The organism is Streptomyces sp. SCL15-4 (assembly GCF_033366695.1).
In the GTDB taxonomy this organism is placed as follows: Bacteria; Actinomycetota; Actinomycetes; order Streptomycetales; family Streptomycetaceae; genus Streptomyces.
On the sequence record NZ_JAOBTQ010000001.1, the window covers coordinates 5,980,499 to 6,005,852 of the forward strand.

Annotated in this window: 26 protein-coding genes; 8 read left to right on the top strand and 18 right to left on the bottom strand. The window is 73.3% G+C overall.

Annotation, left to right across the window (positions count from 1 at the left end; genetic code table 11):
* The first annotated feature begins 39 nt into the window (after nt 1-39).
* Entirely contained in the window at nt 40-402 is a 363-nt protein-coding gene (locus tag SCK26_RS26795; protein WP_318203891.1) for a 5-carboxymethyl-2-hydroxymuconate Delta-isomerase, read from the top strand.
* A 181-nt stretch (nt 403-583) separates the two neighbouring features.
* Here SCK26_RS26795 and SCK26_RS26800 read toward each other — a convergent pair whose 3' ends face one another.
* The 5 genes from SCK26_RS26800 to SCK26_RS26820 form a co-directional block, all read right to left on the bottom strand.
* Complete coding sequence (locus tag SCK26_RS26800) at nt 584-1,273, bottom strand: TetR/AcrR family transcriptional regulator (RefSeq protein ID WP_318203892.1); 690 nt, start codon at nt 1,271-1,273, stop codon at nt 584-586.
* Between the two features lie 36 nt (nt 1,274-1,309).
* Nucleotides 1,310-2,371: a PDR/VanB family oxidoreductase gene (locus tag SCK26_RS26805; protein WP_318203893.1), complete on the bottom strand. Its 1,062-nt coding sequence runs from the start codon at nt 2,369-2,371 to the stop codon at nt 1,310-1,312.
* A complete protein-coding gene (locus SCK26_RS26810) occupies nt 2,368-3,246 on the bottom strand; it encodes a metal-dependent hydrolase (RefSeq protein ID WP_318203894.1) in 879 nt (292 codons plus the stop codon). The genes SCK26_RS26805 and SCK26_RS26810 overlap by 4 nt, the downstream gene beginning before the upstream one ends.
* A 69-nt stretch (nt 3,247-3,315) precedes the next feature.
* Complete coding sequence (locus tag SCK26_RS26815; RefSeq protein ID WP_318203895.1) at nt 3,316-5,217, bottom strand: hypothetical protein; 1,902 nt, start codon at nt 5,215-5,217, stop codon at nt 3,316-3,318.
* A 49-nt stretch (nt 5,218-5,266) separates the two neighbouring features.
* Nucleotides 5,267-5,767 (bottom strand): tetratricopeptide repeat protein, encoded by a 501-nt coding sequence (locus tag SCK26_RS26820; RefSeq protein WP_318203896.1) that lies wholly within the window; start codon nt 5,765-5,767, stop codon nt 5,267-5,269.
* 115 nt (nt 5,768-5,882) lie between these two features.
* On the opposite strand from SCK26_RS26820, the gene SCK26_RS26825 reads away from it, so the two are divergent.
* Nucleotides 5,883-6,275 (top strand): hypothetical protein, encoded by a 393-nt coding sequence (locus tag SCK26_RS26825; protein ID WP_318203897.1) that lies wholly within the window; start codon nt 5,883-5,885, stop codon nt 6,273-6,275.
* A gap of 76 nt (nt 6,276-6,351) precedes the next feature.
* On the opposite strand, the gene SCK26_RS26830 is transcribed toward SCK26_RS26825, so the two are convergent.
* From SCK26_RS26830 to SCK26_RS26860, 7 genes are all read right to left on the bottom strand, one after another.
* Nucleotides 6,352-7,836, bottom strand: coding sequence for a DUF1996 domain-containing protein (locus SCK26_RS26830; RefSeq protein ID WP_318203898.1), 1,485 nt, complete (start codon nt 7,834-7,836; stop codon nt 6,352-6,354).
* Nucleotides 7,837-7,972: 136 nt separating this feature from the next.
* Nucleotides 7,973-8,626, bottom strand: coding sequence for a response regulator transcription factor (locus tag SCK26_RS26835; RefSeq protein ID WP_318203899.1), 654 nt, complete (start codon nt 8,624-8,626; stop codon nt 7,973-7,975).
* Nucleotides 8,611-9,888, bottom strand: coding sequence for a sensor histidine kinase (locus SCK26_RS26840; RefSeq protein ID WP_318203900.1), 1,278 nt, complete (start codon nt 9,886-9,888; stop codon nt 8,611-8,613). The genes SCK26_RS26835 and SCK26_RS26840 overlap by 16 nt, the downstream gene beginning before the upstream one ends.
* 51 nt (nt 9,889-9,939) lie before the next feature.
* The gene (locus tag SCK26_RS26845; RefSeq protein WP_318203901.1) at nt 9,940-10,968 is read right to left on the bottom strand and encodes an NAD-dependent epimerase/dehydratase family protein; all 1,029 of its coding nucleotides are present in this window, start codon (nt 10,966-10,968) and stop codon (nt 9,940-9,942) included.
* Between the two features lie 61 nt (nt 10,969-11,029).
* Nucleotides 11,030-11,620, bottom strand: a complete 591-nt coding sequence (locus tag SCK26_RS26850) for a winged helix-turn-helix domain-containing protein (protein WP_318203902.1) — start codon at nt 11,618-11,620, stop codon at nt 11,030-11,032.
* A 531-nt stretch (nt 11,621-12,151) separates the two neighbouring features.
* Nucleotides 12,152-13,183, bottom strand: coding sequence for a glutamine synthetase (gene glnII / locus SCK26_RS26855; protein ID WP_318203903.1), 1,032 nt, complete (start codon nt 13,181-13,183; stop codon nt 12,152-12,154).
* Between the two features lie 281 nt (nt 13,184-13,464).
* Nucleotides 13,465-13,833: an arsenate reductase family protein gene (locus SCK26_RS26860; protein ID WP_318203904.1), complete on the bottom strand. Its 369-nt coding sequence runs from the start codon at nt 13,831-13,833 to the stop codon at nt 13,465-13,467.
* A 220-nt stretch (nt 13,834-14,053) separates the two neighbouring features.
* Between SCK26_RS26860 and SCK26_RS26865 the strand changes: the two genes are divergently transcribed.
* Nucleotides 14,054-14,368, top strand: a complete 315-nt coding sequence (locus SCK26_RS26865; protein ID WP_318203905.1) for a hypothetical protein — start codon at nt 14,054-14,056, stop codon at nt 14,366-14,368.
* 46 nt (nt 14,369-14,414) lie between these two features.
* Here SCK26_RS26865 and SCK26_RS26870 read toward each other — a convergent pair whose 3' ends face one another.
* Nucleotides 14,415-15,155, bottom strand: a complete 741-nt coding sequence (locus tag SCK26_RS26870; RefSeq protein WP_318203906.1) for an alpha/beta hydrolase — start codon at nt 15,153-15,155, stop codon at nt 14,415-14,417.
* Between the two features lie 172 nt (nt 15,156-15,327).
* Here SCK26_RS26870 and SCK26_RS26875 point away from each other — a divergent pair, with 172 nt between their 5' ends.
* Complete coding sequence (locus SCK26_RS26875) at nt 15,328-15,600, top strand: hypothetical protein (RefSeq protein ID WP_318203907.1); 273 nt, start codon at nt 15,328-15,330, stop codon at nt 15,598-15,600.
* A gap of 19 nt (nt 15,601-15,619) precedes the next feature.
* Here the strand turns inward: SCK26_RS26875 and pspAB are convergent, their stop codons facing one another.
* From pspAB to glnA, 4 genes are all read right to left on the bottom strand, one after another.
* A complete protein-coding gene (gene pspAB / locus SCK26_RS26880; protein ID WP_318203908.1) occupies nt 15,620-16,204 on the bottom strand; it encodes a PspA-associated protein PspAB in 585 nt (194 codons plus the stop codon).
* Between the two features lie 893 nt (nt 16,205-17,097).
* Nucleotides 17,098-18,018: a zinc metalloprotease HtpX gene (gene htpX / locus SCK26_RS26885; RefSeq protein WP_318203909.1), complete on the bottom strand. Its 921-nt coding sequence runs from the start codon at nt 18,016-18,018 to the stop codon at nt 17,098-17,100.
* A gap of 75 nt (nt 18,019-18,093) precedes the next feature.
* Nucleotides 18,094-18,351, bottom strand: a complete 258-nt coding sequence (locus SCK26_RS26890) for a hypothetical protein (RefSeq protein ID WP_318203910.1) — start codon at nt 18,349-18,351, stop codon at nt 18,094-18,096.
* 152 nt (nt 18,352-18,503) lie between these two features.
* Nucleotides 18,504-19,913, bottom strand: coding sequence for a type I glutamate--ammonia ligase (glnA, locus tag SCK26_RS26895; protein WP_189752547.1), 1,410 nt, complete (start codon nt 19,911-19,913; stop codon nt 18,504-18,506).
* 210 nt (nt 19,914-20,123) lie between these two features.
* On the opposite strand from glnA, the gene SCK26_RS26900 reads away from it, so the two are divergent.
* The gene (locus SCK26_RS26900) at nt 20,124-20,591 is read left to right on the top strand and encodes an RDD family protein (RefSeq protein ID WP_318203911.1); all 468 of its coding nucleotides are present in this window, start codon (nt 20,124-20,126) and stop codon (nt 20,589-20,591) included.
* 82 nt (nt 20,592-20,673) lie between these two features.
* Here the strand turns inward: SCK26_RS26900 and SCK26_RS26905 are convergent, their stop codons facing one another.
* Nucleotides 20,674-22,332, bottom strand: coding sequence for an FAD-dependent monooxygenase (locus tag SCK26_RS26905; RefSeq protein ID WP_318203912.1), 1,659 nt, complete (start codon nt 22,330-22,332; stop codon nt 20,674-20,676).
* A gap of 204 nt (nt 22,333-22,536) precedes the next feature.
* On the opposite strand from SCK26_RS26905, the gene SCK26_RS26910 reads away from it, so the two are divergent.
* Genes SCK26_RS26910 through SCK26_RS26920 form a run of 3 tightly spaced genes read left to right on the top strand, consistent with a single transcriptional unit; the run spans nt 22,537 to nt 25,351 of the window.
* Complete coding sequence (locus tag SCK26_RS26910) at nt 22,537-23,619, top strand: SchA/CurD-like domain-containing protein (RefSeq protein WP_318203913.1); 1,083 nt, start codon at nt 22,537-22,539, stop codon at nt 23,617-23,619.
* Nucleotides 23,620-23,654: 35 nt separating this feature from the next.
* Nucleotides 23,655-24,095, top strand: coding sequence for a cupin domain-containing protein (locus SCK26_RS26915; RefSeq protein WP_318203914.1), 441 nt, complete (start codon nt 23,655-23,657; stop codon nt 24,093-24,095).
* Complete coding sequence (locus tag SCK26_RS26920; protein ID WP_318203915.1) at nt 24,092-25,351, top strand: beta-ketoacyl-[acyl-carrier-protein] synthase family protein; 1,260 nt, start codon at nt 24,092-24,094, stop codon at nt 25,349-25,351. Before SCK26_RS26915 ends, SCK26_RS26920 begins: the two co-directional genes overlap by 4 nt.
* Nucleotides 25,352-25,354 lie beyond the last annotated feature (3 nt).

Consider the following 25,354-nt stretch of genomic DNA (forward strand, 5'->3'; position numbering starts at 1 on the left):
GGACTAGGGTGAGGCCGTTGCCGTAGAACGGGAGTGCGCATGCCGCAGATCACAGTCGACTACTCCGACCTCATGGAGGACGCCTTCGATCGCGAGGGCTTCGCGCGGGCACTGCACGAGGCCGCCGTGGAGATCGCGGCGGCGAGGCCGGGAGGCTGCAAGACGCAGTTCCGGCCGAGCGCGCTCACGGCGTTCGGGTACGAGGAGCCCGGGGCGCGCGGGCACGCCGTCGTGCACGTGACGCTGGGGCTGCTCGCCGGACGCACCGACGAGACGAAGGCACGGCTGACGGAAGCGGCCCTGGAACTGCTCCGCAAGCACGTGACGGGCGGGGCGTTCACCCTGCACGCCTCCGCCGAGGTCCGGGACCTCGACCCGTCCTACCGCGGGTTCGAGAGCTAGGGCCTGTCTGACCATTCCCGTCTGCCGCGCGACGCCGTGCACGCACTCTCGCCGCACCGGCCCCGGACCCGAGTACGTCCGGTACGAGGGCCTGGAGCCGGCACGCCGAGAGCACGCACCTGACGCCGCGCGGCCGCCCTTTCGGGCGACGACGCGAACGGTCGGACAGGCCCTGGCCCGCTCAGGACCCGAGGGCGATGAGCCGGCCGGCCAGCTCCGCGAAGGGGCCGTCGGCCGGCTCGTCCTTCACCATGGAGCGCAGCAGCTCGGCCATGTCCGCGTCGTGGGCGGCGCTGACGGCGGCCAGCGCGGCGAAGTCGTGCACGAGCTGGACCTCCAGCTCGGCACGCGGCACCCGCCGGCCCTCCAGCCAGATCAGGGCCGTGGACTCCGCGAGCGAGATCCAGGAGCGGACCACCAGCTCCAGCCGCGGGGACGCCTCGGTCACGCCCAGGTGCGACAGGATCTGGTCATAGGCGGCCTGCCGTACGGAGTCGATGAGCGCGTTGGTCGCCGACGAGCCGACCGCCGGGCCGCCGCGCAGCAGCGCCGAGAAACCGGGGCCGTGCTCGTCCACGAAGTCGAAGTACCGCCCCATCACCCGCAGCAGCCGGGCGCCGAGCGGGCCCTCGCGCGGCTCGTCGAAGCGGCTCGCCAGATCATCCGACGCCCGCTTCAACGCGGCCTCGTACAGGCTGAGTTTGCCCGGGAAGTAGTGGTACACCAGTGGGCGCGAGATGCCCGCCGCCGTGGCTATCTCGTCGATGGAGACCTCGTCGGGCGAGCGTCGGCTGAACAGCTCCAGGGCGACGCCGATCAGCTGCTGCCGACGTTCCTCGACGCCCATCCTGCGGCGAACCCCGGTACTCATACGAACACCTTACCGAGCGGATTCGGCCGCCGGAGATCACATGTCGAGCACCAGCCGGCCGCTTCTGGCCCGGGACACGCAGATCAGCATCGAGTCGTGCCGTTCGGCGTCCGTCAGCAGCTCGTCCCGGTGCTCGACCTCGCCCTCCAGCACCGTCTGCCGACAGGTGCCGCAGAAGCCCTGCTCGCAGGAGTAGGCGGTGCCGGGCAGCTCCCGGCGTACGGCGGCCAGCACGCTGGAGCCGGCCGGGACCGCCACCGTCCGCCCGCTGCGGCGCAGTTCCACCTCGAACCCGCTGTCGCCGCCGGCCCCGGTGTGCGGCGCGAACCGCTCCAGGTGCAGGGTGGCGGCCGGAGGCAGTGCTTCGGCGACGGCCGCCATCAGGCCCTCGGGACCGCAGCAGTACACCGCCGTGCCCTCGGCCGTGTCCGCGAACAGCGCGGCCAGGTCCGGCCGGCCGTCCTCGTCCTCGGCGACGACCGTCAGCCGGTCGCCGGCGAGCCTCGCCACCTCCTCCAGGAACGGCATCGAGGCCCGTGTCCGCCCGCCGTACAGCAGCCGCCACTCGGCGCCGTCCGGCAGGGCCCGCAGCATGGGCAGGACCGGGGTGATGCCGATGCCGCCGGCGACGAAGACGTAGGCGGGCGCGGTGACCAGGGGAAAACGATTCCTGGGCCCCCGTACCTCCAGCTCCATGCCCTCGGCGAGCCGCTCGTGCACCTCGCGGGAACCGCCACGGCCGTCCGCCACGAGCCGGGCGGCGAGGGTGTAGGCGGAGGTGTCCCCCGGGTCCCCGCACAGCGAGTACTGCCGGACGAGCCCCGACGGCAGCACCAGGTCGACATGCGCGCCCGGCTCCCAGCGCGGCAGGTCGCGGCCCTCCAGACGCAGCCGTACGACCCCGTCGGCGACGGTCTCGTGCGCGGTGAGCAGCAGCCGCAGGGACCGCCGGCGAGGCCGGCCGGAGACGGGCGGGTCCAGGGCGGGCAGCGGCCACAGCGGCGAGACCCGCACCCGGCGGCGCAGGGCCCGCCGGGTGAGCAGGGCGGCGGCCGTGGCGCCCGCGACGATCGCGGCGGTGCGCGGCCCCGGCGTCACGCGGTCCTCCGCTCGGCCGCCCGGGCCGCGGGAGAGGCGGCCAGGTAGGCGAGGGCCTGCTCGGTGTCGCCTTCCTGCGAGGGGTGATAGGCGCGGCTCAGATAGCGGGGTATGGAGCGCAGCATGTCCCCGGTCCCGGGCAGCAGGCCCCGCCGGCCCCGGTCGTGGAAGTCCTTGAAGCCGGCCTTGCCGTCGGTGAGGAGCGGATCGTTCTCCATGAAGAACCGCGTCCCGCGCTGCCACAGGAACACCAGCGCCGTGAAGGCGGCGGCCCAGGTCCGGACCCGCCGGCGGTAGCTTCCGTCGAGGTGCGTGAACAGCTCGAAGGCGACCGAGCGGTGCTCCACCTCCTCCGCGCCGTGCCAGCGCAGCAGGTCCAGCATGGTCGGGTCGGCGCCGCGCCGGTCCAGCTCCCCGGCGTTCAGCACCCAGTTCCCGAGGAACGCCGTGTAGTGCTCGATGGCCGCGATCAGCGCGACCCGCTCCAGCAGCCACCACCGGCGCGGCCGGCCCGGCGGCAGGGTCCGGTCGCCGAGCAGCTTCTCGAAGAACCAGTCGACCTGCGCGGTGTACGGCGTCGGGTCGAGCCCCAGCTCCCGCAGGCGCGGCAGCACCCCGTCGTGCGCCTCGGAGTGCACGGCCTCCTGCCCGATGAAGCCGATCACGTCCTCGCGGAGCCGGTCGTCCCGGATCAGCGGCAGCGCCTGCTGGTACACCCGCACGAACCAGCGCTCCCCGGCGGGCAGCAGCAGGTGCAGCACATTGATGGTGTGCGTGGTGAAGGGATCTCCCGGCACCCAGTGCAGCGGTGTGCCGTCCCAGGAGAAGGACACGTCGCGTGCCTTGAGCGGCACCCGGGCCTGCGTATTAGACATGGCGTCAATGTACTGACGGGTAGCGCGGCTGAGAACCCCCCGCACCCCACTTGTCGACGCCGCCGCCGGCTAGCGCAGGCCGCTGATCTCCCGTCCGTCCGCCGACACGCCCTTCAGCTCGGCCCGCGCCCCCTGCTCGGCCCGCGCCACCAGCAGCGGTCCCGGCCCGGACGCGGTGACCCCGCCCGTCGCCTCGATCGACGCCGTGTCCTTGCCGCCCGCCGCCAGCAGGTACCAGTGCCCGCCCGCCGACTTCCACAGCACCCCGGCCAGCACCCGAGGATCACGCGGCCCGCAGGCCGGGACGTCCGTGCCCTTGGCGACGACGGCCCCGGCCGCCCCGCCCGGCGCCCGGAACTGGGCCAGCGCCGCCGTACCGTCGCCGCGCCAGGTCTCCGCCCGGGTGCACACCCAGGTACCGGCCCCACTGCCGTCGGGCAGCGGCTGCTCGGCGTACGCCCAGGCGTTCACGCTGCGGACGCCCGCCGCGCGCTCGGCCGCCAGCGAGCAGGCGAACGGCGCCCAGGTGCGCAGCCCCCGCGCACCGGACGCGTCCCCGGCCGCGCCGGGCCGGCCGGCCGTGAGCCGGGCCGGGACCAGTTCGCCGAGGTCGGTGCCCAGGTGTGTGCCGGAGGCGTCGGTCAGCTGGAGCACGGTCCACGAGGCGCAGTCGCCGGGCTGGACGACGGGGCTGGCCAGCGGCTCGGTCACGCCGTCGGCGAGGCCGAGCGGGATGGCGGCGGCGTCCGGCTTCGTCAGGTCCCGCCGCGCCGCCTTCGTCACCCAGGGAGCGGTCAGATAGCGGACGTTGCCGTCGGAGCGGCCCAGCACCAGCGCGCTCGCCCCGGGGCCCGTCGCGCCGTCGACCCGGGCGAAGTCCAGGGCCGCGCCCTGGGTGCCCTCCTTCGGCTCGGCGTAGCGGGCGACGCGCAGGCCGTCGTAGAGGAGCACCACCCGGGCGGCGTCGACCTCGCCCGCGTACAGCAGCTGCGGCGGGCCGGCCGGGCCGCCGGTCGGGGTGCCGGGAGTCGCCGAGACCCGGACGCTCCGGCCGGGGCGGGCCCACACGGCCAGGGCGCGGCGCAGCAGGTCCCGGTCGCCGGTGAGCGGGCCGCGCGCGGGCCACACGGAGAAGTCGGTGCGGTCCGCGGTCCGCCAGGCGGTCGGGGAGACGCGGGTCAGCCTGCCGGGGTCGAGGGCGGCCTCGGCGGCGGGGTTCCCGGCGTACGCGGGCGCGGCGGCGCCGTCGGGGCCCCAGCCGCCGCCCGGCAGGACCACCAGCGCGCCGCACACCGCGAGCGCGGCGGCGGCGGCGAGGGCGGCCTTGGCGTGCTGGCGGCGGCGCACCAGATCGGTGGGCCGGACCTGGAGCGTGCACGGGTCGAACTCGGGAGAGGAGAGCAGCCCCGGGTGCGCGGGCACTCCGTTGGCCGAGGCCAGCGCGCCGCCCGGGTCGGACACGCCGGCCGCCTTCAGCAGCTCGCGGACGTCCGCGTCGGGCAACTGCTCCAGCCCGCGCAGCACATAGGCGGCACGGGCCGGGGCGGACAGGGTGGCGAGCCGCTGGTCCAGGGCGAGCGCGTCGGCGCCGCCGGAGCGCGGGAACAGCTTCAGTCCCCACACCTGCGGCAGCGGGGCGAGGCGGGGCAGGCCCTTGCGGGGACGGGCCGCCGTCAGGGCCGCGCGCAGCACCCGCTCGCGCAGATACGCGTACTCGGGGTCGTCCCCCCGGCCCGCGCCCTGGGCCGGGATCAGGGACGGCTTCGTGCGGCCCCGGGGCAGGGCGCGCTGGGCGAGGGCGTGTGCGGTCAGCACGCGGCGGCCGCGGCCGAGGCCCGGGGGCAGCAGGAGATAGGCGAGCCGGACCAGCCGGGGGTAGTGCTCGACGAACGCGGCCTCGGCCTGCTCGGCGTCGACCGGGCCGGTACCGGCGGTTGGGGCGTGGCGCTGGGAGACATCCTGTGACTGCACGTCCGGAAGAACGAGCGAGCCGGAGGTCGGTCACCGCCGGGCGGCCGGTTCAGGCCTCCGCGTCGACCAGAGCGCGCGCGTAGTTGGCCATCGACCGCTGGTAGCGCGGCAGATGCGGGGCGAGCGCGCCGAGCACCAGGGACAGTCCCTCGCGGTCGCGGCCGAGACCGGACAGGCACAGGGCGAGTGTCGCCCGGACCGCGTCGTCCAACTCGTCGGACGGCGCGTTCAGTTCGGGAGTGAGCAGTTCGACGCCCGCCTCCGGGTGCCCGGTGTTCCGCAGCGAGCTGGACAGCTGGATCTTGGCCCGGCGGCCCTTGTAGCCGGCCAGGCCGCGGGCCAGCGCCTCCCGGTACAGCGGCACCGCCTTGTCGGAGTGCCCGGTCGAGTCCCAGGCGCACGCCTGCTCGAAGGGGCCGAGCGGGCTGTCGTCGGGCAGCTCGGCGACGAGGTCGTCGATCAGCGCGCGGAACTCGTGCGCGCGCTTTTCCGGATAGTCGTCGAAGGTGGCCCAGGCGGCGGTCACGCGGTCTTCCCAGTCTTGGTTCACCGCGCCACCTTCGCACGCGCGTGCCCCTCCGGTCACCGGATTTGAGCGCACCGGGCCCGGGAGCCGTATCCGAAGGGGCCGGGGCCTGCCCGGCACACCAGGACCGGAGGGACAGATGAGGGTGACGCGATGTGCGCCCGTCGTGGCGGTGCTGCTCGCGCTGGCGGGCTGCGGCTCGGACGGGGACACCGGCCGGCCGCCGCCCACCGCGACCGGCAGCCTGGAGCAGCTGGCCGCCGAGGTGCGGTGCGCGCCGGACGTGCAGACCGACGCCGACGAGATCCGCCAGGCCATCTGCCGCACCGGAAAAGGGCGGTTCGTCCTCGCCACGTTCGCCACCGACCGGGGCCAGCGCGAGTGGATCGACGACGCGAAGGACTACGGCGGCCACTACCTGGTCGGCCGCAAGTGGGTGGCCGTCGGCGACGACGGGGTGGTCAGGGCGTTGCGCGGCACGCTCGGCGGTGAGCTGGAGGCGGGCGCCGACCATCACGCGCACGGCGGCTGACGCGGCGCCGGGCAGGACGGAGGCCGGTGACGGTGGGGGTCGTCACCGGCCTTCGGTCAGCCGCCCGCGCCGGGGGTCACGCGCAGTTCTGACCGCGGTTGAGGCAGTCGGCGATTTTGCCGGCCAGCCCGTTCCGGGTGACGCTGATGAAGTCGTCGTGGTCCGTGGCCGGCTTGTGCAGCTGCTCGGGGAAGCCGTCCACCGCGTAGGCGTTCCGCACCTGGCCGTTGCGGATCACCGGTGGGGTGACGGCGTAGACGAGCCGCATGGTCAGCTGCGGGATCGCCTTGAAGCCGTTCGGGCAGACACCGCTGGCCGGGTCGGCGAAGGCCACGTGCGCGCGGTGGTTGGCGCTGTCGGTGTTCTGCCCGTCCCAGCAGCTCTGGAAGGCGAAGGAGCGCACCACCTTGCTGCCCTGCGGGCAGATCGGGTACTGCTCGGTGAGCTGCACCTTGTTCTCGAAGCCGGTGCAGCTCCAGTGCGCGTTGGCGTTGGCGAGGCCGTTGGTGGTGGTCTTGGCGTCACCGGTGATGATGCGCAGGAACCGGGGCATCGCGACGACCTTGGCCGCCGGGCTGCCCACGTACGTGATGTCGGCCTGGACCGGGGTCAGGATCCGGCCGGCGTTGCCCTCCTTGCCGCCGCCGTCGGCGTTCTGGTCGAAGTCCCGGGTGCCGTCCTGGACGCGGACCACCGGCCAGTAGTACGAGGACAGGTCGTCGCGGTTGCGGCAGCTGGTGCCGCCCTGGAGGAACGTCTGGTTGCTGGAGAAGGCGTTGACCTTCTGGTTGCCGACGTAGTCGTGCAGGTGGTGCGCGCCGTTGGTGACACCGGGCGCCACGATCACGTTGTCGGTGTTGTGGTTCTTGTTGGCGTTCACCCCGCAGCGGGTGGTGAACGTGCCGGTCGAGGCGTTGCCGGTCCGGCGGGGCCTGCCCTGGACGTTCGGCGCGACCTTGGTGATGTCCACGAAGTCGGCCGCGACGGGACCGTTGCCGGCCTGCCCGCCGATGCCGCCTCCCTGCTGACCGCCGTTCTGCTGCCCGCCGCCGTTCTGCTGCGCGCCGCCCGCGGTGGTCTGGTCGGCGCTGCGGGCCGTGCAGGAGGCGAGCTGCCTCAGCGCGTCGTCGAAGGAACCGCCGGCCCGCTGGATGCCGATCCGGATGCGGTCGATCGTCGCCGCCCGCTTCTCGCCGAGGGGCCCGACGATCGCGTTCCGCACGAAGCCGGGGTCCTTCGCCTGCGCGTCGCGGGTCGAGGCGAGCCGGGCGTACGCCTCGGTGATCTGCCGGTCCAGAGCGGCCAGTTCCGTCGCCACGCCCTGCCGGGCCGCGTTCGGCACGTTCGTCAGCTTCTGGCCGACGTCCGGGCAGGAGACGGTCACCACCTGCGCGGTCGCGGCCTTGGTCCGGCTGCCTCCCCACGTCCGGTGCTCCGACTCGTGCGCCGAGGCGTGGAAGTTGGCCCAGAGCAACCCGCCCCCGCCGAGCGCTAGGGCCGCCGATACGGCTATGGCCTTGACGGCCGGCGGCGTACGGCGTTTTCGTGTGTTGCGTCCCATGGAACTCCTCTGACTTCCTTGTGGGGCGGCATCGAGGCGCCCGACAGGAGTGAAGCGGCGCCCATCCATACGGACGCCGCCCCCAAGGTGTTCACTGCTCCCGCGCATTCACCCGTGGATGGGCGGAGCCGGCGGGTCAGCGGTCGCGGTCCAGATGGGCGAGCACCGCGAGGACGCGCCGGTTGTCGTCGTCGGAGACCTCCAGGCCGAGCTTGGCGAAGATGTTGGAGGTGTGCTTGGCGATCGCGCGTTCCGTCACCACCAGGTGCGCCGCGATGCCCGCGTTGGACCGGCCCTGGGCCATCAGCTCCAGCACCTCCCGCTCGCGCGGGGTGAGCCGGGCGAGCGGCCGGCCGGCGGCGGAGCGCCGGGTCAGCAACTGCCGGATCACCTGCGGGTCCATGGCCGTACCGCCCGCCGCCACCCGTCGTACGGCGTCCACGAACTGCGCCGCGTCGAACACCCGGTCCTTCAGCAGGTAACCGATCCCGCCGTCGCCGTCGGCGAGCAGCTCGCGCGCGTACAGCTGCTCCACGTGCTGGGAGAGCACCAGCACCGGCAGTCCGGGCCGGGCCCGGCGGGCGGCGAGCGCGCACTGCAGGCCCTCGTCGGTGTGCGTGGGCGGCAGGCGTACGTCCACCACGGCCACGTCCGGCGTCAACTCCTCCAAGGCCCTGGAGAGTTCCGGGCCGGACTCGACGGCCGCGGCGATCTCGAAGCCGTGCGCCTCGAGCATCCGCACCAGCCCGTCGCGCAGCAGGAACAGGTCTTCGGCTAGGACAACACGCACGGGATCTCCATGGTCACCATGGTGGGACCGCCCGCGGGGCTGCTGACGGCCAGGACTCCGTCGAATGTACCGAGCCGGCGCTCGATGCCCGCGAGCCCCGAGCCGGCCCGGACCACGGCCCCGCCCCGGCCGTCGTCGGTGACCATGAGCCGCAGCCGGCCGTCGGTGTGGTGCACATCGACGTGGACCCGGTCGGCGCCGGAGTGCTTGACGGCGTTGGTGAGGACCTCGTTGACCGCGAAGTAGGCGGCCGACTCCACCGGCGCCTCCGCCCGGCCGGACAGCTCCACGCTCACCTCGGCCGGCAGCGGCAGCCGCAGCGCCAACGCCCGTACCGCGTCGCCGAGTCCGCGCTCGGCGAGGACCGGCGGATGGATGCCGCGGACCAGGTCGCGCAGCTCCTCCAGGGCCTCGGCGGAGTTCCGGCGGGCCTGCGCGATCAGCTTCTTCGCCGCCGCCGGGTCCCGCTCGATCAGCGTCTCGACGGTCCCGAGGTCCATGCCCATGGCCACCAGCCGGGCCTGGGCGCCGTCGTGCAGGTCCCGTTCGATCCGGCGCAGCTCGGCGGCCGAGGTGTCCACCGCGTCCCGCCGGGTCTCGGTCAGCACCCGCACCCGCTCGGTGAGATCGCCGCGGCCACCGCCGAGGGCGGCCCGGGTGAGCCGGAAGTGCGCGGTGAGCAGCCCCGGGGTGAAACGGTGGGCGACCACCAGCAGCGCGGCGGCGAGGACGGCGGCGAGCAGCGCGGTCGCCTGCCCGGTGACCGGTACGAAGGCGTACCAGTAGGTGTCGCCCGGACCCTGTACGTACGCCCGCCACAGTCCGGCCGCCACCAGGAATCCCTGCACCGGGAAGAACAGCAGCACGGCCGGGAGCAGCGCGGTGACCAGGCCGGCGGTCATGTCGGTCAGCAGCCACCGGACATCCCGCCAGGTCTGCGGGTCCCCGAGCATGGTGACCGTGCGCGTCCACGGGCCCGCTCCCGGCGGAACGGGCCGGTAGACCACCAGGATCACCACCCCGCCCCACTCCGCGGCGAGCCCGCGCCGCGCCTCGGCGTACCTGCGTACCGCGCCGAGCACCGGGGGCACCAGGAACAGGCCGAGGCCGAGCGGGAGGAGTTCGAGGGATATGACGGTGAGGGCGAAGCACAGCACCGTCACCGGCGGCATCGCCAGGGCCAGCACCAGGCCCCGCACGGCGGCCAGCACTGCCTGCCGGGTGCGGCTGCGGAAGTCGTCCCGCTGGACGTCGGTGTTCATGGCGCCAGTCTGGCCGACCCCGCCGGGCCGGTCACGGGGCCGGACCCCACGTCAGGGGGTGGTGCCAGGTACACCCCCGGCCAGGCCCAGCACCTTCGCCTCCACCCGGGGGTCCAGGCCCGGGCGGCCGCGGTCCGAACGCCGCGGCCCGGTGCCGCCGAGCCCGCTCAGCCAGCGCCAGGTGTCCGCGACGGTCTCCTCCACCGGCCGGCACACCAGCCCGGTCGCCACCGCCCGTGACACGTCCGCGCGGTGCACGGCGTCGTGCATCTCGCCGCCCGGCGGCACCCACACCGGCAGCTCGGTCCACGGCTCGATCCCGGCGGCCAGGATCGCCTCCGGCTCGGTCCAGCGCAGCTCCGCGTCCGCGCCGGTCGCGGACACGCAGGCCCGGAGCAGCTCGCCCATGGTGGTGTGACCGGGCGGGCTCACCAGGTTGTACGGCCCGCCGAGCCCGCGCTCCAGCGCGCCGAGCAGCCAGCCGGCGAGGTCGCGGGCGTCGATGTACTGCAGGGGCAGCTCGCGCGGGCCGGGGGCCAGGACCGGGCCGCCGCGCGCGATCCGGGTCAGCCACCAGGGCAGCCGGCCCACGTTCTCGTACGGGCCGAGGATCAGCCCGGCCCGCACCAGCAGCGAGTCCGCCGCGCCGAAGGCGTCGACGGCGGCCAGTTCACCGCCGCGCTTGTCCGTCGCGTAGTCCCGCGCCCCGGCGTCGGCGGCGCCGTCGACCAGCGGGGCGTCCTCCGCCGCGCCGGGCGGCCAGGGCCAGACGTACACCGACCGGCTGGAGACGTACGCGTACCGCCCGGCCCGGCCGCGCAGCAGCCGGGCCGCCTCGCGCACGGCGCGCGGGGCGGCCGACCAGGTGTCCACCACGGCGTCCCAGCCGTCGCCCGGCCCGGCGGCACGGAGCGCGGCGAGACCGTCGGGCGCGGTGCGGTCACCGTGCAACGACCGTACTCCGGCCGGAGGTTGGTGCCGTCCGCGGTGGAAGACGGTCACCTCCCAGCCGCGTCCGAGCGCGGCCTCCGCCACGGCGCGTCCCACGAACTCCGTACCGCCCAGCACCAGAAGTCTCATGCCGGTGATCCTGCCCGGTCCGGGCCCGTGGGAGCGCGCGGCTCTGCCGAGGGCAGAAGGGTCAGCGGGCGGTCGGCGGGGTGTACTTGTAGCCGACCCGGCGCACGGTCTGGATGGCCTGGCGGTGGCCCTCGCCCAGCTTGCGGCGCAGCCGGGCGATGTGCACGTCCACGGTGCGGCCGTCGCCGACATGGCCGTAGCCCCACACCGTGGTGACCAGCTGGTCGCGGGTGTGCACCCGGTGCGGATGCGCCACCAGGTGCGCCAGCAGCTCGAACTCCAGGTAGGTCAGGTCCAGTTCGCGGCCGTCGACGCTGGCGGTGCGTCGCACGGGGTCGATCCGCACCAGCGGCTCGGTGCCGGGGTCCGCCTCGGCGCGCGCGGTCTCCGGCTCCGGCTGGCCGGGGACGGCGACCGGGAGGAACGGGGGCCGCTGGTCGGCGGGGACCAGCACCAGGTAGCCGACCATCGGCGGCTGGCCCGGCAGGGTGGGCAGGGTGTGCTGCGGCGCGGGCAGCCAGGTGGCGCCCGGCGGCAGGAAGTCCGCCACGTCGACCACCTCGTCCCGGTCGACGGCGCGCAGCCGGTGCCGGGTGCCGTTCGGGGCTGGAGCGGGGAGGGTGGCGGTGGAGAGGGAACGGGTGGTCGCCATGAGAGGTCAGCTCTTTCGCGCGAGGAGGTCGTCGGGAGATGCGGCGGACCCGATTCGTGGTCGGGCGTCACCGGCGGACGTACGTCGTTTCGCGCTGGCCGAAGGCCGGGGGTACGGCTTTAGAGGGCCCGCGCGTTCATCGCGGGGCGACACACACGGTCGAAGTCGTGGTGCTGACGGGAAGGCCAGAACGGCTGGAGGTCATAGCGACCCGTCGCGGTGATCTGCTGGATGCTGGCCATGCTCCCATTGAAGCAGAGCCGCGCCGCGGGCAGGAGTCTCCTCTCACAGCTTGGACGTTTCCTTGGTGCGCAATTGACGCGGAAACACCCTCGGAATCCGGCTTTCCGCGCTGGTCGGAGGGGTGGTGACGGGCCGGGGGCGGCCGGTGCGCCGTCTCACTCACCGGACAGCGGCGCCGGGCCGTGCGCGTGTGCCGGCGTTCCCGGCCGGTCTCCTCCGTGCCGGCGCACGGCATGCGGCGGGGGCGCCCGCCGTGATGGCGGGCGCCCCCGGGTGACGCGGGACGGATCAGACCTGGCCGGCCTTCTCCAGCGCGGCGCAGCAGGTGTCCACCAGCAGGCGGGTCACCACGTACGGGTCGACGTTGGCGTTCGGACGGCGGTCCTCGATGTAGCCCTTGCCGTCCTTCTCGACCTGCCACGGGATGCGCACCGAGGCACCCCGGTCGGAGACGCCGTAGGAGAACTCGTCCCAGGGGGCGGTCTCGTGCAGGCCGGTCAGGCGCTCGTCGATGCCGGCGCCGTAGTTCTTGACGTGGTCCAGCGGCTTGGAGCCCTCGCCGAGCGACTCGCAGGCGGTGATGATGGCGTCGTAGCCCTCGCGCATGGCCTTGGTGGAGAAGTTGGTGTGCGCGCCCGCGCCGTTCCAGTCGCCCTTGACCGGCTTGGGGTCCAGGGTCGCGGAGACACCGAAGTCCTCGGCGGTGCGGTACAGCAGCCAGCGGGCCACCCACAGCTGGTCGGAGACCTCCAGCGGGGCCAGCGGGCCGACCTGGAACTCCCACTGGCCGGGCATGACCTCGGCGTTGATGCCGGAGATGCCGAGGCCCGCCTTCAGGCAGTTGTCGAGGTGGGCCTCGACGACGTCCCGGCCGAAGATCTCGTCGGCGCCGACACCGCAGTAGTAGCCGCCCTGCGGCGCCGGGAAGCCGCCCTCGGGGAAGCCGAGCGGACGGGAGCCGTCGAAGAAGGTGTACTCCTGCTCGATGCCGAAGATGGGCTCCTGCGCGGCGAAGCGCTCGGCCACCTCGGCCAGCGCGGCCCGGGTGTTGGACGGGTGCGGGGTCAGGTCGGTGTCCAGCACCTCGCACAGCACCAGGATGTCGTCGCCGCCGCGGATCGGGTCCGGGCAGGTGAAGACCGGCTTGAGCACGCAGTCCGAGGAGTGGCCGGCGGCCTGGTTGGTGGAGGAGCCGTCGAAGCCCCACAGCGGCAGCGCGTCGAGACCGGCCGGGGCACCCGTGATGACCTTCGTCTTGGAACGGAGCTTGGCCGTCGGCGCGGTGCCGTCGATCCAGATGTACTCAGCCTTGAAGGTCACGGGGCCACATCCTTCGTGGGTGGGTCGGGCGTACCCGGCTGCGCGGGTGCCGCGGCGCTGCGGCACTGAGGCGCCGCTCGAACTGCGGGCAGCCTGTCAACAGGCCGTTTCCCGGCCATTGCCCGGATGTGAACCCCGTGTTACCTGATGCCTGTGTGCCGCGGCTCACGCGGTGAGGCGGAGCGGGCCCGGCCGCCCGGGTTGCGTACGACCGCGGGCCGCCGTGTACGGCGTCCCGGGCGCGACCGCGCCTTCCCGGCGGCCCTGGCGCGAGGCGGTGGTCAGCGCTTGGTGTGCGAGAGGGCCTCGCGTACGGCCTCCTCGCTGCGCGCCACCAGCGCCGTTCCGTCGTCCGCCGTGATGATCGGCCGCTGGATGAGCTTGGGGTGTCCGGCGAGCGCGGCGATCCAGCGGTCCCGGGCGCCCGCGTCGCGCGGCCACTCCTTGAGCCCCAGCTCCTTGGCCGCCGCCTCCTGGGTGCGCGTGATGTCCCACGGTTCGAGGCCCAGCCGGTCCAGTACGGCCCTGATCTCGTCCTCGCTCGGCACGTCCTCCAGATACCGCCGCACGGTGTACTCCGCCCCCTCGGCGTCGAGCAGGGTGAGCGCGCTACGGCACTTCGAGCAGGCGGGATTGATCCAGATCTCCATGGGCGACACGGTACGCGGTACCCGCTCTGTTCGAATTTCCGGCGTCCCGGCAGCCACGTCCCCACCATCCGTGACGCGGCGCCAACTTCCTGTGTGAGCTGCGGATTCCTTCACTTCGCGACCGGTCGATTGTCAGTGGCCGCCGGTAGAATTGAAGCAGTGTTCGAGACCGGGCGCCGGGGCCGCCGGCGACCGGTCTGACCGCGACAGGAGGATGCCTGTGCCCGCTGCCGCCCTCAAGCCGAAGCCGTTGCCGACCCAGTCCACCGCTCAGCACCCCGTGCTGTTCGACTCGCCCTACGCGCCGGAGGCGAAGCGACCGCTGCCGGCCGGACGGCCGCGCGAGTGGTACGTCACCCACAACCGGCGCCTGAAGGCCATGCGCCTCGCCATAGCCCTGCTCGACTCCGGGGTCTACCTGCCGGACCAGGCCCGCAACGAGACGATCCGCGGCACGGCCGAGCGGATCGGCATGCGTCCGCCCTCCGACACCACGTGCCACATGGTGCGGACGCTGATGCGTTACTCGCGGTGAGCCGCGCGCCGGGCGCCCTCGCGTCGGTGCGGGGCGCCCGGCACCTTCAGCGAAGGGGCGCTTCCGGGTACCCGTCCAGGCCCGCCAGCAGCCGTGTCACCAACTCCCACCGGTCTCCGGCGTGGTCGCGGAACCACAGGCCCAGGATGTGATCGGCGTCCGGGAGATCGAGGCGGGAGAACCGCGCGCGCTCCGACAGCGCCCGCTGTACGGCCTCCGTGACCACCCGCGGGACGACCGTGTCGTTGCCCGGCACCGCCAGCACCGCCCGGCCCGTGTACGAACGGAACACCTCCAGGGCGCGGGAGTCCCGCCAGCCGTCCGGCGTGCGGATCAGCTCCGAGAAGCGGCCGTCGCCGTGGCCGAACGGCACGTCCCAGGCGTTTGGCGCGTAGACGGCGGGCGCGCACAGACCCACGGCCGCGACCCGGCGCCCGTAGTGCTCCATGAGGTCCGCGACCGTCTGCCCGCTCATGCTGAAACCGATCACGATCAGCGGGTCGCCCGCCGGCGCGTGCGCGTCGAGCACCGCCACCGCCTGCTCGTACCGGCGGCGCAGGCTCAGCTCCGCGAGCGCGCCGGTGCTGTCGCCGTGCCCGGAGAAGTCGAAGGCGAGGGCGCGGCAGCCCTGGCCGGCGAAGTCGGCGAGGAACGGCAGCAGCCGTTCCTTGCTGCCGTTGCCCGCGCCGTGCAGCAGGACCGCCGTGGCCCGTCCGGCCGGACCGGCGACCGCCCCGCTGAGCCGTTCACCGTCGTACGCGTAAGCGAAAGTGGGGAGTTGGTCCATGCGGGCCATTTACTCACGGCGCCCTTCCGCGCCCGCGGGAGCCCCTCGGCGACCACCGCGGGGCGCGTGGAAAACGGGATGCGCCGGTGATCGTGCCCTCCCTAGGCTGTACGTACGGAGACGAACCAGACACGCTCCGCATCCCCTGCCGACTCACCCACGGAGGTCCGTCATGCGTGGCATTCTCGCGACCGGGACCGTCGTCCTGGTGATCCTCGGAATCGGAGACCATCTCTGGTGGCTCGCCGCCGTGGCGCTGCTGTACCTGTACGCGACGCACGGACGCGGCTCTCCGGGCGCGGCCCCGCCCGCGCCCGGCCCCGGTACGCCCGACAGCTACCGGGCGTACCGGGAGGGCCGGGACCGCCAGGCCCGCTGGGAGCGGCGCTACCGCCGGGAGCGGCCCTTCGAGGCCCGCCGGCAGGAGCGGGAGAAGGCGCGGTGAGCGGGGCCGCCGCCGGCCGTCACAGGCCGGGGGCGGCCCACACCGGGAACCAGCGGCCCAGGTCCGGCTCGACGGGCAGATCACCGTCGAGGGCCGCCTTCAGCCGCAGCTCCAGCGCGGTGTCCCGCCGCTCGGCGGCACCGGGCAGCGGGGCGAACGGATAGAAGGTGCCGCGCTTGTAGAGGTACACGAGCGCCAGCCGCCGCCCGGAGCCGTCCGTGAAGGAGACCAGCGAGCACAGCAGCTGCGGTCCGAAGCCGGCCGCCTCCAGCGAGCCGTTCACCGCGTGCAGGTCGGCCACGAGCTGCGGCAGCTGATCGGGGGAGCGGCGGGAGACCAGCCAGGAGTAGCCGTAGGCGTCCCGCAGCGGTTCCACCGGCGGGCCGGTGCGGTCGCTGTCCGCGTCCAGCAGTGCCCGTACCTCCGCGCAGAGCCGCTCGAAGGCCGCGCCCTCCACGGTGGCGAAGCATACCGCTCCGCTTCCCGTCGGCCCGAAACCGGCCGCCGCCTCCAGCGTCACCGCCGCCGACGGCAGCGCGAACAGCCGGTCGAGATCGGGCGCGACCGGCCGGGAGCGGCCCAGCAGAACGTCCAGCAACCGCACGCTCAGCCCCCTCCCACCCACCACCCACACCGACCCGGACCGGCTTCCCGCGTCCGGCGGGCCTGCCGTGTCCGGTCGGTTTCCCGCGTCCGGTGGGCCTGCCGTGTCCGGTCGGTTTCCCGCGTCCGGTGGGCCTGCCGTGTCCGGTCGGTTTCCCGCGTCCGGTGGGCCTGCTGTGTCCGGTCGGTTTCCCGCGTTCGGTGGGCCTGCTGTGTCCGGTCGGCCTGCCGCATCCGAGTGACCTGCTGTGTCCGGCCGGCGGCCCCTGTCGGGTGAGCGGCCCGTGTCCACTCGGCTTTCCGCGCCGGGGCGACCTCCCGCGTCCGGTGGGCCTGCCGTGTCCGGCCGACGGCCGTCGGGTTGGCGGCTCGTGTCCAGTCGGCCTTCCGCGTCTGGTCTGCCTTCCGCGTCCGGTTGGCGGCCGGCGTCGGGTCGACCTGGGTCCGGTCGGCGGCTTGTGTTCGCTCGTCCTTCCGCGTCCGGTCGGCCTGCCGCATCCGAGTGACCTGCCGTGTCCGGCCGGCGGCCCCTGTCGGGTGAGCGGCCCGTGTCCACTCGGCCTTCCGCGCCGGGGCGACCTCCCGCGTCCGGTCGGCCTGCCGCGTCCGGCGGCCCTGCCGTGTCCGGTGGGCCTGCCGCATCCGAGTGACCTGCCGTGTCCGGCCGGCGGCCCCTGTCGGGTGAGCGGCCCGTGTCCAGTCGGCCTTCCGCGCCGGGGCGACCTCCCGCGTCCGGTCGGCCTCCCCTGTCCGGTCCGCCTCCCGTGTCCGGCCGGCGGCCCGCGTCAGGCCGGCCGGACCCGTCTGTTCGGCCTCGGCCCGCCAGCGGGTTCCGCCTGGCCGGGTCTCGTTCGTCCGGTCGGCTTCCGCCCGTGGTCGGCTCGTTCTCATCGGTCAGCCCGCCTTGCCCGGGGCGGCCGTCTCGCCCAGCTCCACCGAGATGCGGCCCAGCTGATCCAGCCGCTGCCGCAGGGTGGGGTGGGTGGAGAAGAAGCGCTCGATGCCGGGCTCCCGGCCGGTCGCCGGGGTGAAGTAGAACGCGTTGAACGCCTGCGCCGTCCGCAGGTCCTTCGTCGGGATCCGCGCGATCTCGCCGGAGACCTTGGTGAGCGCCGCCGCCAGCGCCGAGGGCCGGCCGGTCAGCAGTGCCGCCGCGCGGTCGGCCGCCAGCTCGCGGTACCGGGACAGCGCCCGGATCAGCACGAAGCTGATCGCGTACACGGCCGCCGAGACGCCGATGACGGCGGCGAGGACGACGGCCGTGTTCTGGTCCCGTCGGCCCCCGCCGAAGATCTGCGAGTAGAGGGCGAACCGGACGACCAGGCCCGCGACCACGCCGAGGAAGGACGCCACCGTGATCACGGCGACGTCCTTGTGCGCGACGTGCGACAGCTCGTGCGCGAGCACGCCCTCCAGCTCGGCGGGCTCCAGCCGGCGGAGCAGTCCCGTGGTCACGCAGACCACGGCGTGATCCGGACCGCGCCCGGTCGCGAACGCGTTCGGCATGTCCATCCCGGACACCGCGACCACGGGCCTCGGCAGGTCCGCGATCGCGCACAGCCGGTCGACGACGGCGTGCAGCTCGGGATACTCCTCGCGGGTCACGGGCCGGCCGCGCATCGCGAACAGCGCGATCCGGTCGGAGAACCAGAACTGGGCCACGAACAGCGCCCCGACCAGGACGGCGACCAGCACCCAGGACCTCAGCAGCACGATCAGCGCCGCGACGAAGCCCACGTACAGCAGACCGAGCAGGAACAGCGTCAGGCCCATGCGCACGGTCAGCCGCCGATCACTTCGGAACCGGCTCCGCATCTCGCCTCACCCCGCAGTCAGGCACTCGCCCCGCCTGTCCAGTGTGCACCCGCCGCTGCCCGGTGGGCAGAGGGATCAGTAGGGGGAGCGCACCTGCGCGTACCCCAGCAGCACGATCACCGCGGCCACGCAGCCGAGCACCACGGCCGTCGACACCCACGACGACCGGCGCGGGCCCACCGGGTCCGGGTCCGCCCGGAAGGGCGCCGGCTCCGGCGGGTTCTCCTTCCAGCGGGCCGCGAGCATCCGGGCCCGGGCGGAGGGCTCCTTGTGCTCGGCCGAGTTCGCCCACGCGTGATCGAACTCGTGCTCCCAGTCGTCCTGTTCCGCCATCCCCGTACAACCTCTCTCGTCCGACACTCCGGAGGCATGATCCTCCGACAATAGGAAGTCTGGGAAGCCGGAAAGGTTGCACAGTCCGCGCAAGGCCGAGGCCCCGGCGCTCGCGGGGAGCGCCGGGGCCTCGGCTGTGGTGCGCGGGTCGATCACACGTCGAAGTAGAGCTCGAACTCGTGCGGGTGCGGGCGGAGCTGGAGGGGAGCGATCTCGTTGGTGCGCTTGAAGTCGATCCACGTCTCGATCAGGTCGGACGTGAACACGTCGCCCTGGAGGAGGAACTCGTGGTCGGCCTCCAGCGCGTCGAGGACGGCGTTCAGCGAGGTCGGGACCTGGGCGACGTTCGCGTGCTCCTCGGGAGCCAGCTCGTACAGGTCCTTGTCGATCGGCTCGGCCGGCTCGATCTTGTTCTTGATGCCGTCCAGGCCCGCGAGGAGCAGGGCCGAGAAGGCGAGGTAGGGGTTGCCGGAGGAGTCGGGCGCGCGGAACTCGACGCGCTTGGCCTTCGGGTTGGAGCCCGTGATCGGGATACGCATCGCGGCCGAGCGGTTGCGCTGCGAGTACACCAGGTTGATCGGCGCCTCGAAGCCCGGCACCAGACGGTGGTACGAGTTCACCGTCGGGTTGGTGAAGGCCAGCAGCGACGGAGCGTGCTTGAGGATGCCGCCGATGTAGTAGCGGGCCATGTCCGACAGGCCCGCGTAGCCCGCCTCGTCGTAGAACAGCGGGTCGCCGTTGCTCCACAGCGACTGGTGCACGTGCATGCCCGAGCCGTTGTCACCGAAGATCGGCTTCGGCATGAAGGTCGCGGTCTTGCCGTTGCGCCACGCCACGTTCTTCACGATGTACTTGAAGAGCTGGAGGTCGTCGGCGGCGGCCAGCAGCGTGTTGAACTTGTAGTTGATCTCCGCCTGGCCGGCGGTGCCCACCTCGTGGTGCTGGCGCTCGACCTTCAGGCCCTGCTTGTCCAGCTCCAGGGAGATCTCGGCGCGCAGGTCGGCGAAGTGGTCGACCGGCGGGACCGGGAAGTAACCGCCCTTGTAGCGGACCTTGTAACCGCGGTTGTTCTCCAGCGCGCCCGTGTTCCAGGCGCCGGCCTCGGAGTCGATGTGGTAGAAGGACTCGTTCGCCGAGGTGGCGAAGCGCACGCTGTCGAAGACGTAGAACTCGGCCTCGGGGCCGAAGTACGCGGTGTCGGCGATGCCCGTCGACGCCAGGTACGCCTCCGCCTTCTTCGCCACGTTGCGCGGGTCACGGGAGTACTGCTCGCCCGTGATCGGGTCGTGGATGAAGAAGTTGATGTTGAGGGTCTTGTCCCGGCGGAACGGGTCGACACGGGCCGTGGACAGATCGGCACGCAGAGCCATGTCGGACTCGTGGATGGCCTGGAAACCGCGGATCGACGATCCGTCGAAGGCCAGCTCCTCGTCCGGGTCGAACGCCTCAACGGGCACCGTGAAGTGCTGCATGACGCCCGGCAGGTCGCAGAAGCGGACGTCGACGAACTTGACGTCCTCGTCCGCGATGAACTTCTTGGCCTCGTCGGCGTTCTGGAACATCCAGCTCCTCCTACTCCCGACCGTCCTCGCCGGGGTGGTAGATCGTTCGTGCGGCCAGTGCGGTGGCACACGCTGGTCTCGACCCTAGGGATGGGTGATTTCTCAGGCGTGACCCGTTTGTTTCGCAGAAGTTAACCGGCCACATGTCCACCGTAGCCCCCGCACACCCCTGCGCGTAGTGTCCGAAACCGGGCGCAGTACCGTGGACGGGTGGACAACAGGCAGGCAATCGGATCGTGGCTCTCCGGCCCGCGCGCGGCCATGGAAGAGGCGGGCGCCGACTTCGGCTACCGGGGCGAGCAGCTCGGTCTGCCCGAGGACGGGCCGAACTCGATCGCACGGCCCGGACGGCGGCTCGGCGCGCTCGCCGTGGACTGGGCGCTGTGCGTCCTGATCGCATACGGCCTGATCACGCACGGCAACGGGGCGGTCACGAGCAACTGGGCGCTGGGCGTCTTCTTCGTGCTGAGCGCGCTCACCGTCGGCACGGTCGGCTGCACGCCCGGCAAGCGGCTCTTCGGCATCCGGGTCGTGGCCCTGAGCACCGGCACGGTCAGCCCGGGCCGAGCCCTGCTGCGCACGGCCCTGCTGTGCCTCGCGATCCCCGCGCTGGTCTGGGACCGCGACGGCCGCGGCCTGCACGACCGCCTCGCCCGGACGGTCGAAGTCCGCATCTGACGCGCGTGAGACCCGCCCGCGGCCAGGAAGGCCACCCGTGCCACGCGGCGCGGGCGACCTCCGGCGTCCCGTCTTCCATGCCTCACCCCCGCCGCAGCACCGCTCTCAGCGCCCGCCGCAGTTCCGCCTCCGGGTCCCGCGCGGCGCCGGCCGCGCGCCAGGCCACGAATCCGTCCGGGCGGACCAGGACCGCTCCGTCGGCCGTCGTGCCGTGCAGGGACGCCCAGTCGGTGCCGCCGCCGGGGCCCTCGCCGTCGTAGGCGAGGTCGGCGTCCGGGCCGGTGCCGATGCGGTACGCCCGCAGGCGTACGCCGTCCGCGTCCGCGACGCGCCGCGCGGCGGACTGCCAGGCCGCGCCGGCGGCCGAGCCGGCGTCGCTGAGGAGGACGAGCGAGCGTTCGTAGAGGTCGATCGTGGAGAGCCGCCGGTCCGCCCGGCGCAGCCACAGGTGCGGGGCCCGGCTGCCGGGGTCCGCGGTCAGCCGCACTTCGTCGGGTACGACCGGCTGGGCCGGGTCGGCGTCCAGGACGGCGCCCGCCGGATAGCGGTAGGCGAGGACCACCGGGAGGATGCCGCTGCGCGGACCGCCGCCGACGCCCGGGGTCGGGGCGAAACCGGGGTGGCTGTGCTCCACGGAGCGGGCCGAGGCGCGGGCGCTGGTGGCCAGCGCGACCGGCCGGCGCTCGGTGTCGTAGGTCTCCAGCAGGCCGGGGCCGGCCCAGCCGTCGAGCACGGCGGCCAGCTTCCAGGCCAGGTTGTGCGCGTCCTGGATGCCGGTGTTGGAGCCGAACGCGCCGGTCGGTGACATTTCGTGGGCCGAGTCCCCGGCGAGCAGCACCCGGCCGGCCGTGTACCGCTCGGCCACCCGTTCCGCCGCGCGCCAGGACGCCTTCCCGGTGATCTCGATGTCCAGGTCGGGCACCCCGACGGCCAGCCGGATGTGCCGCTGGAGCCGTTCCTCGGTGAACTCCTCCAGCCGCTCGCCGTGCTCCGGGTGCCAGGGCGCGTGGAAGACCCAGTGCTCCTTGTTGTCGACGGGCAGCAGCGCGCCGTCGGCCTCGGGGTTGGTGAGGTAGCAGCAGATGAAGTGCCGGTCGCCGACGGTCTCGGCCAGCAGCTTGGACCGGAAGGTGATGCTGACGTTGGCGAACAGGTCGCCGGGTCCGCTCTGCCCGATGCCGAGCCGGTGCCGCACCGGGCTGCGCGGGCCGTCGCAGGCCACCAGGTAGTCCGCGCGGACCCGGTACAGCTCGTCGCTGTCACGGTCCCGGACGAACGCCGTCACTCCTTCGGGGTCCTGGGAGAAGGACTCCAGCTCGTGGTGGTAGCGCAGGTCGCCGCCGAGCGCCCGGGCCCCCTTCAGCAGCACCGGCTCCAGGTCGTTCTGGCTGCACAGGCACCAGGTGGTGGGGCTGAACCTCGCGAGCCCGCCGCCCGGGTCGATGTGCCGGAACAGCCACTCGCCGGCGTCACCCACCAGGGTGGGGGTCTGCAGGATGCCGTGGTTGTCCGCGAGCAGCGAGGCCGCCGCCTTGATGTCCGGTTCGATGCCGGCCACCCGGAACAGCTCCATCGTGCGCAGGTTGTTGCCGCGGCCACGCGGGTGGATCGAGGTCCCGGAATGCCGCTCGACGAGCATGTGCGGTACGCCGAGACGGCCCAGGAACAGGGAGAGGGACAGGCCCACCAGGGAGCCGCCCACGACGAGGACGGGCACCCGGTGATCGGCTTTCTGCTGCATCAGGGCTCCAGAGGCAGGGTTCGGGATGCGGGGGCGCATTGGTGTTTGTGTGCCCTGTGGGACGGCTTTCGCGTGCGCAATCACCCGCGTGGTTCACGCGAGTCGCGCGACGCGGGGGAAGCGGCACAGGATCAAGAAGCGCTGACGTCGCGTCATTCGGCCGCCGGCGTCCGCCTCTGCCCCCGTGAAGGAGATGTGCGCAGCATGACCACCTTGTCGGAAAAGCCCTCGGCCCCGTCGACGCGCCAGGTGTCGAAGCGGGTCTCCCAGTCGGTGTTCGACGGCTCCCGCCTGCGGGTCGTCCTCCTCGTGGACGTCCACGACGGCGCCCAGCAGCAGTTCCTGGAGGCCTACGAACAGCTGTGCAACCAGGTGGCGCAGGTTCCCGGCCACGTCAGCGACCAGCTGTGCCAGTCCATCGAGAACCCCTCCCAATGGCTCATCACCAGCGAATGGGAGAGCGCCCCGCCGTTCCTCACCTGGGTCAACAGCGAGGAGCACGTGCGGATGGTGGAGCCGCTGCACAGCTGCGTCCGGGACACCCGGTCGCTGCGTTTCCACGTCGTCCGCGAGACCGGGGGAGGGGCCGGCGCCTCCGCCGCGCGCCGCCGCCTGCAGTCCTCCCCGCGGATCGGCGACGGCGTGATCCGGCACGCGCTCACCTTCACGGTCCGGCCCGGCAGCGAGCAGGAGGTGAAGCGGATCCTGGCGGGCTACGCCTCGCCCCGGGCCCGGGTCGACGAGACCACCCGGCTGTGCCGCACCTCCCTGTTCATGCACGGCAACCGGGTGGTGCGGGCCATCGAGGTGCGCGGCGACCTGCTCGCGGCGCTGCGCCATGTCGCCCGGCAGCCCGAGGTGCGGGCCGTGGAGGAGGCCATCAACCCCTATCTGGAGCAGGAGCGGGACCTGGACGACCAGGAGTCCGCGCGGGTGTTCTTCACCCGGGCGGCGCTGCCCGCCGTGCACCACGTCACCGCGGAGGAGCTGACCGAGGGCGAGCGGCTGGCCCGGTACTACCCGGCCCGGCCGGGCGACGGCATGCGGCTGGCGGAGCTGCTCGCCCAGCAGGACGAGGCGGCGGCGGACGACCCGGACAGCCCCGTCCTGCGCAGCACGATCTTCCAGCGCGACGACGTCGTGGTGCGGCTGCTCGACGTACGCCCCGGCCTCGGCGCCCGGGCCGCCTCGCCGGAGCCCGGGCACCCGGCCGCGCTGGAGGCCCTGCTGGACGGCGAGCCCGTCGCCATGGACCTCGTCACCGACCGCCGTTCGCCCGACGCCTGACCCCCGCAGGCCGGCCCAACCAACGGAGGAACACCGTGATCACACCCCTTCCGAAGATCGTGGACCTGAGCGAGATCGAGCCCAACACCCGGCGCGGCGGTGATCTGCGCGCCATGCTCACCCCCACGACGGTGGGCGCCACCAGCGGTTTCATGGGCGTGGCCATCGTCCGGCCCGGCGACCGCATCGGCGAGCACTACCACCCCTACTCCGAGGAGTTCGTCTACGTCCTGTGCGGGCAGCTGGAGGTGGACCTGGACGGCGAACCGCACCCGCTGCGGCCCGAGCAGGGCCTGATGATCCCGATCAACATGCGCCACCGGTTCCGCAACGTCGGCAACGTGGAGGCGCGGCTCGTCTTCCACCTGGGCCCGCTCGCCCCGCGGCCGGCCCTCGGCCACGTCGACACCGAGGAGACGGCCCGGCCCGTGGCCGCCGTCGCCGAGCCCGCCGGCCGGGAACAGGTCCGCTCATGACCCGGCGCGTGGCGGTCACCGGCATAGGCGTCGTCGCTCCGGGCGGGATCGGCGTACCGGCGTTCTGGGACCTGCTGGCCGAAGGCCGTACCGCGACGCGGGGCATCACGTTCTTCGACCCGACCGGGCTCAGGTCCCGGATCGCCGCCGAGTGCGACTTCGACCCGGCCGCGTACGGCCTGGACGCCGAGCAGGTCCAGGGGGCGGACCGGTACATACAGTTCGCGCTGGTCGCCGGCGAGGAGGCGGTCCGCGACTCCGGTCTCGACCTCGCCCGCGAGGACCCCTGGCGGGTCGGTGTCTCCCTGGGCACCGCCGTCGGCGGCACCACCCGCCTGGAGCACGATTACGTCCTGGTCAGCCATCGCGGGCAGCGCTGGGACGTCGACCACACCGAGGCCGAGCCGCAGCTGCACCGGGCGTTCTCCCCGAGCACCGTGGCCTCCGCCGTGGCGGAACGTTTCGGCGCACGGGGTCCGGTGCAGACCGTCTCCACCGGCTGCACCTCCGGCCTGGACGCCGTCGGCTACGCCTTCCACACCGTCCAGGAGGGCCGCGCCGACATATGCGTCGCCGGGGCCTCGGACTCCCCGATATCCCCGATCACCATGGCCTGCTTCGACGCGATCAAGGCCACCAGCCCGAACAACGACGACCCGGCGCACGCCTCCCGGCCCTTCGACAACAACCGTGACGGCTTCGTCATGGGCGAGGGCGGCGCGGTGCTCGTCCTGGAGGAGCTGGAACACGCCCGGGCCCGCGGTGCCCATGTGTACTGCGAGTTCGGCGGCTACGCCACCTTCGGCAACGCCTACCACATGACCGGCCTGACCAAGGAGGGCCTGGAGATGGCGCGGGCCATCGAGTCCGCCCTCGGCCAGGCGCGGCTCGACCCCACGGCGATCGACTACGTCAACGCGCACGGCTCCGGCACCCGGCAGAACGACCGCCACGAGACGGCGGCCGTGAAGCGGGCGCTCGGCCACCACGCCTACGACACCCCGATGAGCTCCATCAAATCCATGGTGGGGCACTCCCTCGGGGCGATCGGCGCCATCGAACTGGTCGCCTGTGTGCTGGCCCTCGCCAAGCAGGTCGTACCGCCGACCGCGAACTACGAGATCCCCGACCCGGAGTGCGACCTGGACTACGTCCCGCGTGTCGCCCGCGAACGGAAGCTGAGCAGCGTGCTGTCCGTGGGCAGCGGGTTCGGCGGATTCCAGTCCGCGGTGATCCTGACCCGGCCGAGGGAGTGAGGA

Excerpts from the sequence above, each read along its gene's own strand:
- SCK26_RS26850 (WP_318203902.1), bottom strand. The coding sequence starts at position 11,620 with ATGGCGACCACCCGTTCCCTCTCCACCGCCACCCTCCCCGCTCCAGCC.
- SCK26_RS26860 (WP_318203904.1), bottom strand. The coding sequence starts at position 13,833 with ATGGAGATCTGGATCAATCCCGCCTGCTCGAAGTGCCGTAGCGCGCTC.
- SCK26_RS26875 (WP_318203907.1), top strand. The coding sequence starts at position 15,328 with ATGCGTGGCATTCTCGCGACCGGGACCGTCGTCCTGGTGATCCTCGGA.
- glnA (WP_189752547.1), bottom strand. The coding sequence starts at position 19,913 with ATGTTCCAGAACGCCGACGAGGCCAAGAAGTTCATCGCGGACGAGGAC.
- htpX (WP_318203909.1), bottom strand. The coding sequence starts at position 18,018 with ATGCGGAGCCGGTTCCGAAGTGATCGGCGGCTGACCGTGCGCATGGGC.
- SCK26_RS26905 (WP_318203912.1), bottom strand. The coding sequence starts at position 22,332 with ATGCAGCAGAAAGCCGATCACCGGGTGCCCGTCCTCGTCGTGGGCGGC.
- SCK26_RS26800 (WP_318203892.1), bottom strand. The coding sequence starts at position 1,273 with ATGAGTACCGGGGTTCGCCGCAGGATGGGCGTCGAGGAACGTCGGCAG.
- SCK26_RS26840 (WP_318203900.1), bottom strand. The coding sequence starts at position 9,888 with ATGAACACCGACGTCCAGCGGGACGACTTCCGCAGCCGCACCCGGCAG.
- SCK26_RS26910 (WP_318203913.1), top strand. The coding sequence starts at position 22,537 with ATGACCACCTTGTCGGAAAAGCCCTCGGCCCCGTCGACGCGCCAGGTG.
- SCK26_RS26830 (WP_318203898.1), bottom strand. The coding sequence starts at position 7,836 with ATGGGACGCAACACACGAAAACGCCGTACGCCGCCGGCCGTCAAGGCC.
- SCK26_RS26870 (WP_318203906.1), bottom strand. The coding sequence starts at position 15,155 with ATGGACCAACTCCCCACTTTCGCTTACGCGTACGACGGTGAACGGCTC.
- SCK26_RS26795 (WP_318203891.1), top strand. The coding sequence starts at position 40 with ATGCCGCAGATCACAGTCGACTACTCCGACCTCATGGAGGACGCCTTC.
- SCK26_RS26810 (WP_318203894.1), bottom strand. The coding sequence starts at position 3,246 with ATGTCTAATACGCAGGCCCGGGTGCCGCTCAAGGCACGCGACGTGTCC.
- SCK26_RS26890 (WP_318203910.1), bottom strand. The coding sequence starts at position 18,351 with ATGGCGGAACAGGACGACTGGGAGCACGAGTTCGATCACGCGTGGGCG.
- SCK26_RS26920 (WP_318203915.1), top strand. The coding sequence starts at position 24,092 with ATGACCCGGCGCGTGGCGGTCACCGGCATAGGCGTCGTCGCTCCGGGC.
- SCK26_RS26845 (WP_318203901.1), bottom strand. The coding sequence starts at position 10,968 with ATGAGACTTCTGGTGCTGGGCGGTACGGAGTTCGTGGGACGCGCCGTG.
- SCK26_RS26825 (WP_318203897.1), top strand. The coding sequence starts at position 5,883 with ATGAGGGTGACGCGATGTGCGCCCGTCGTGGCGGTGCTGCTCGCGCTG.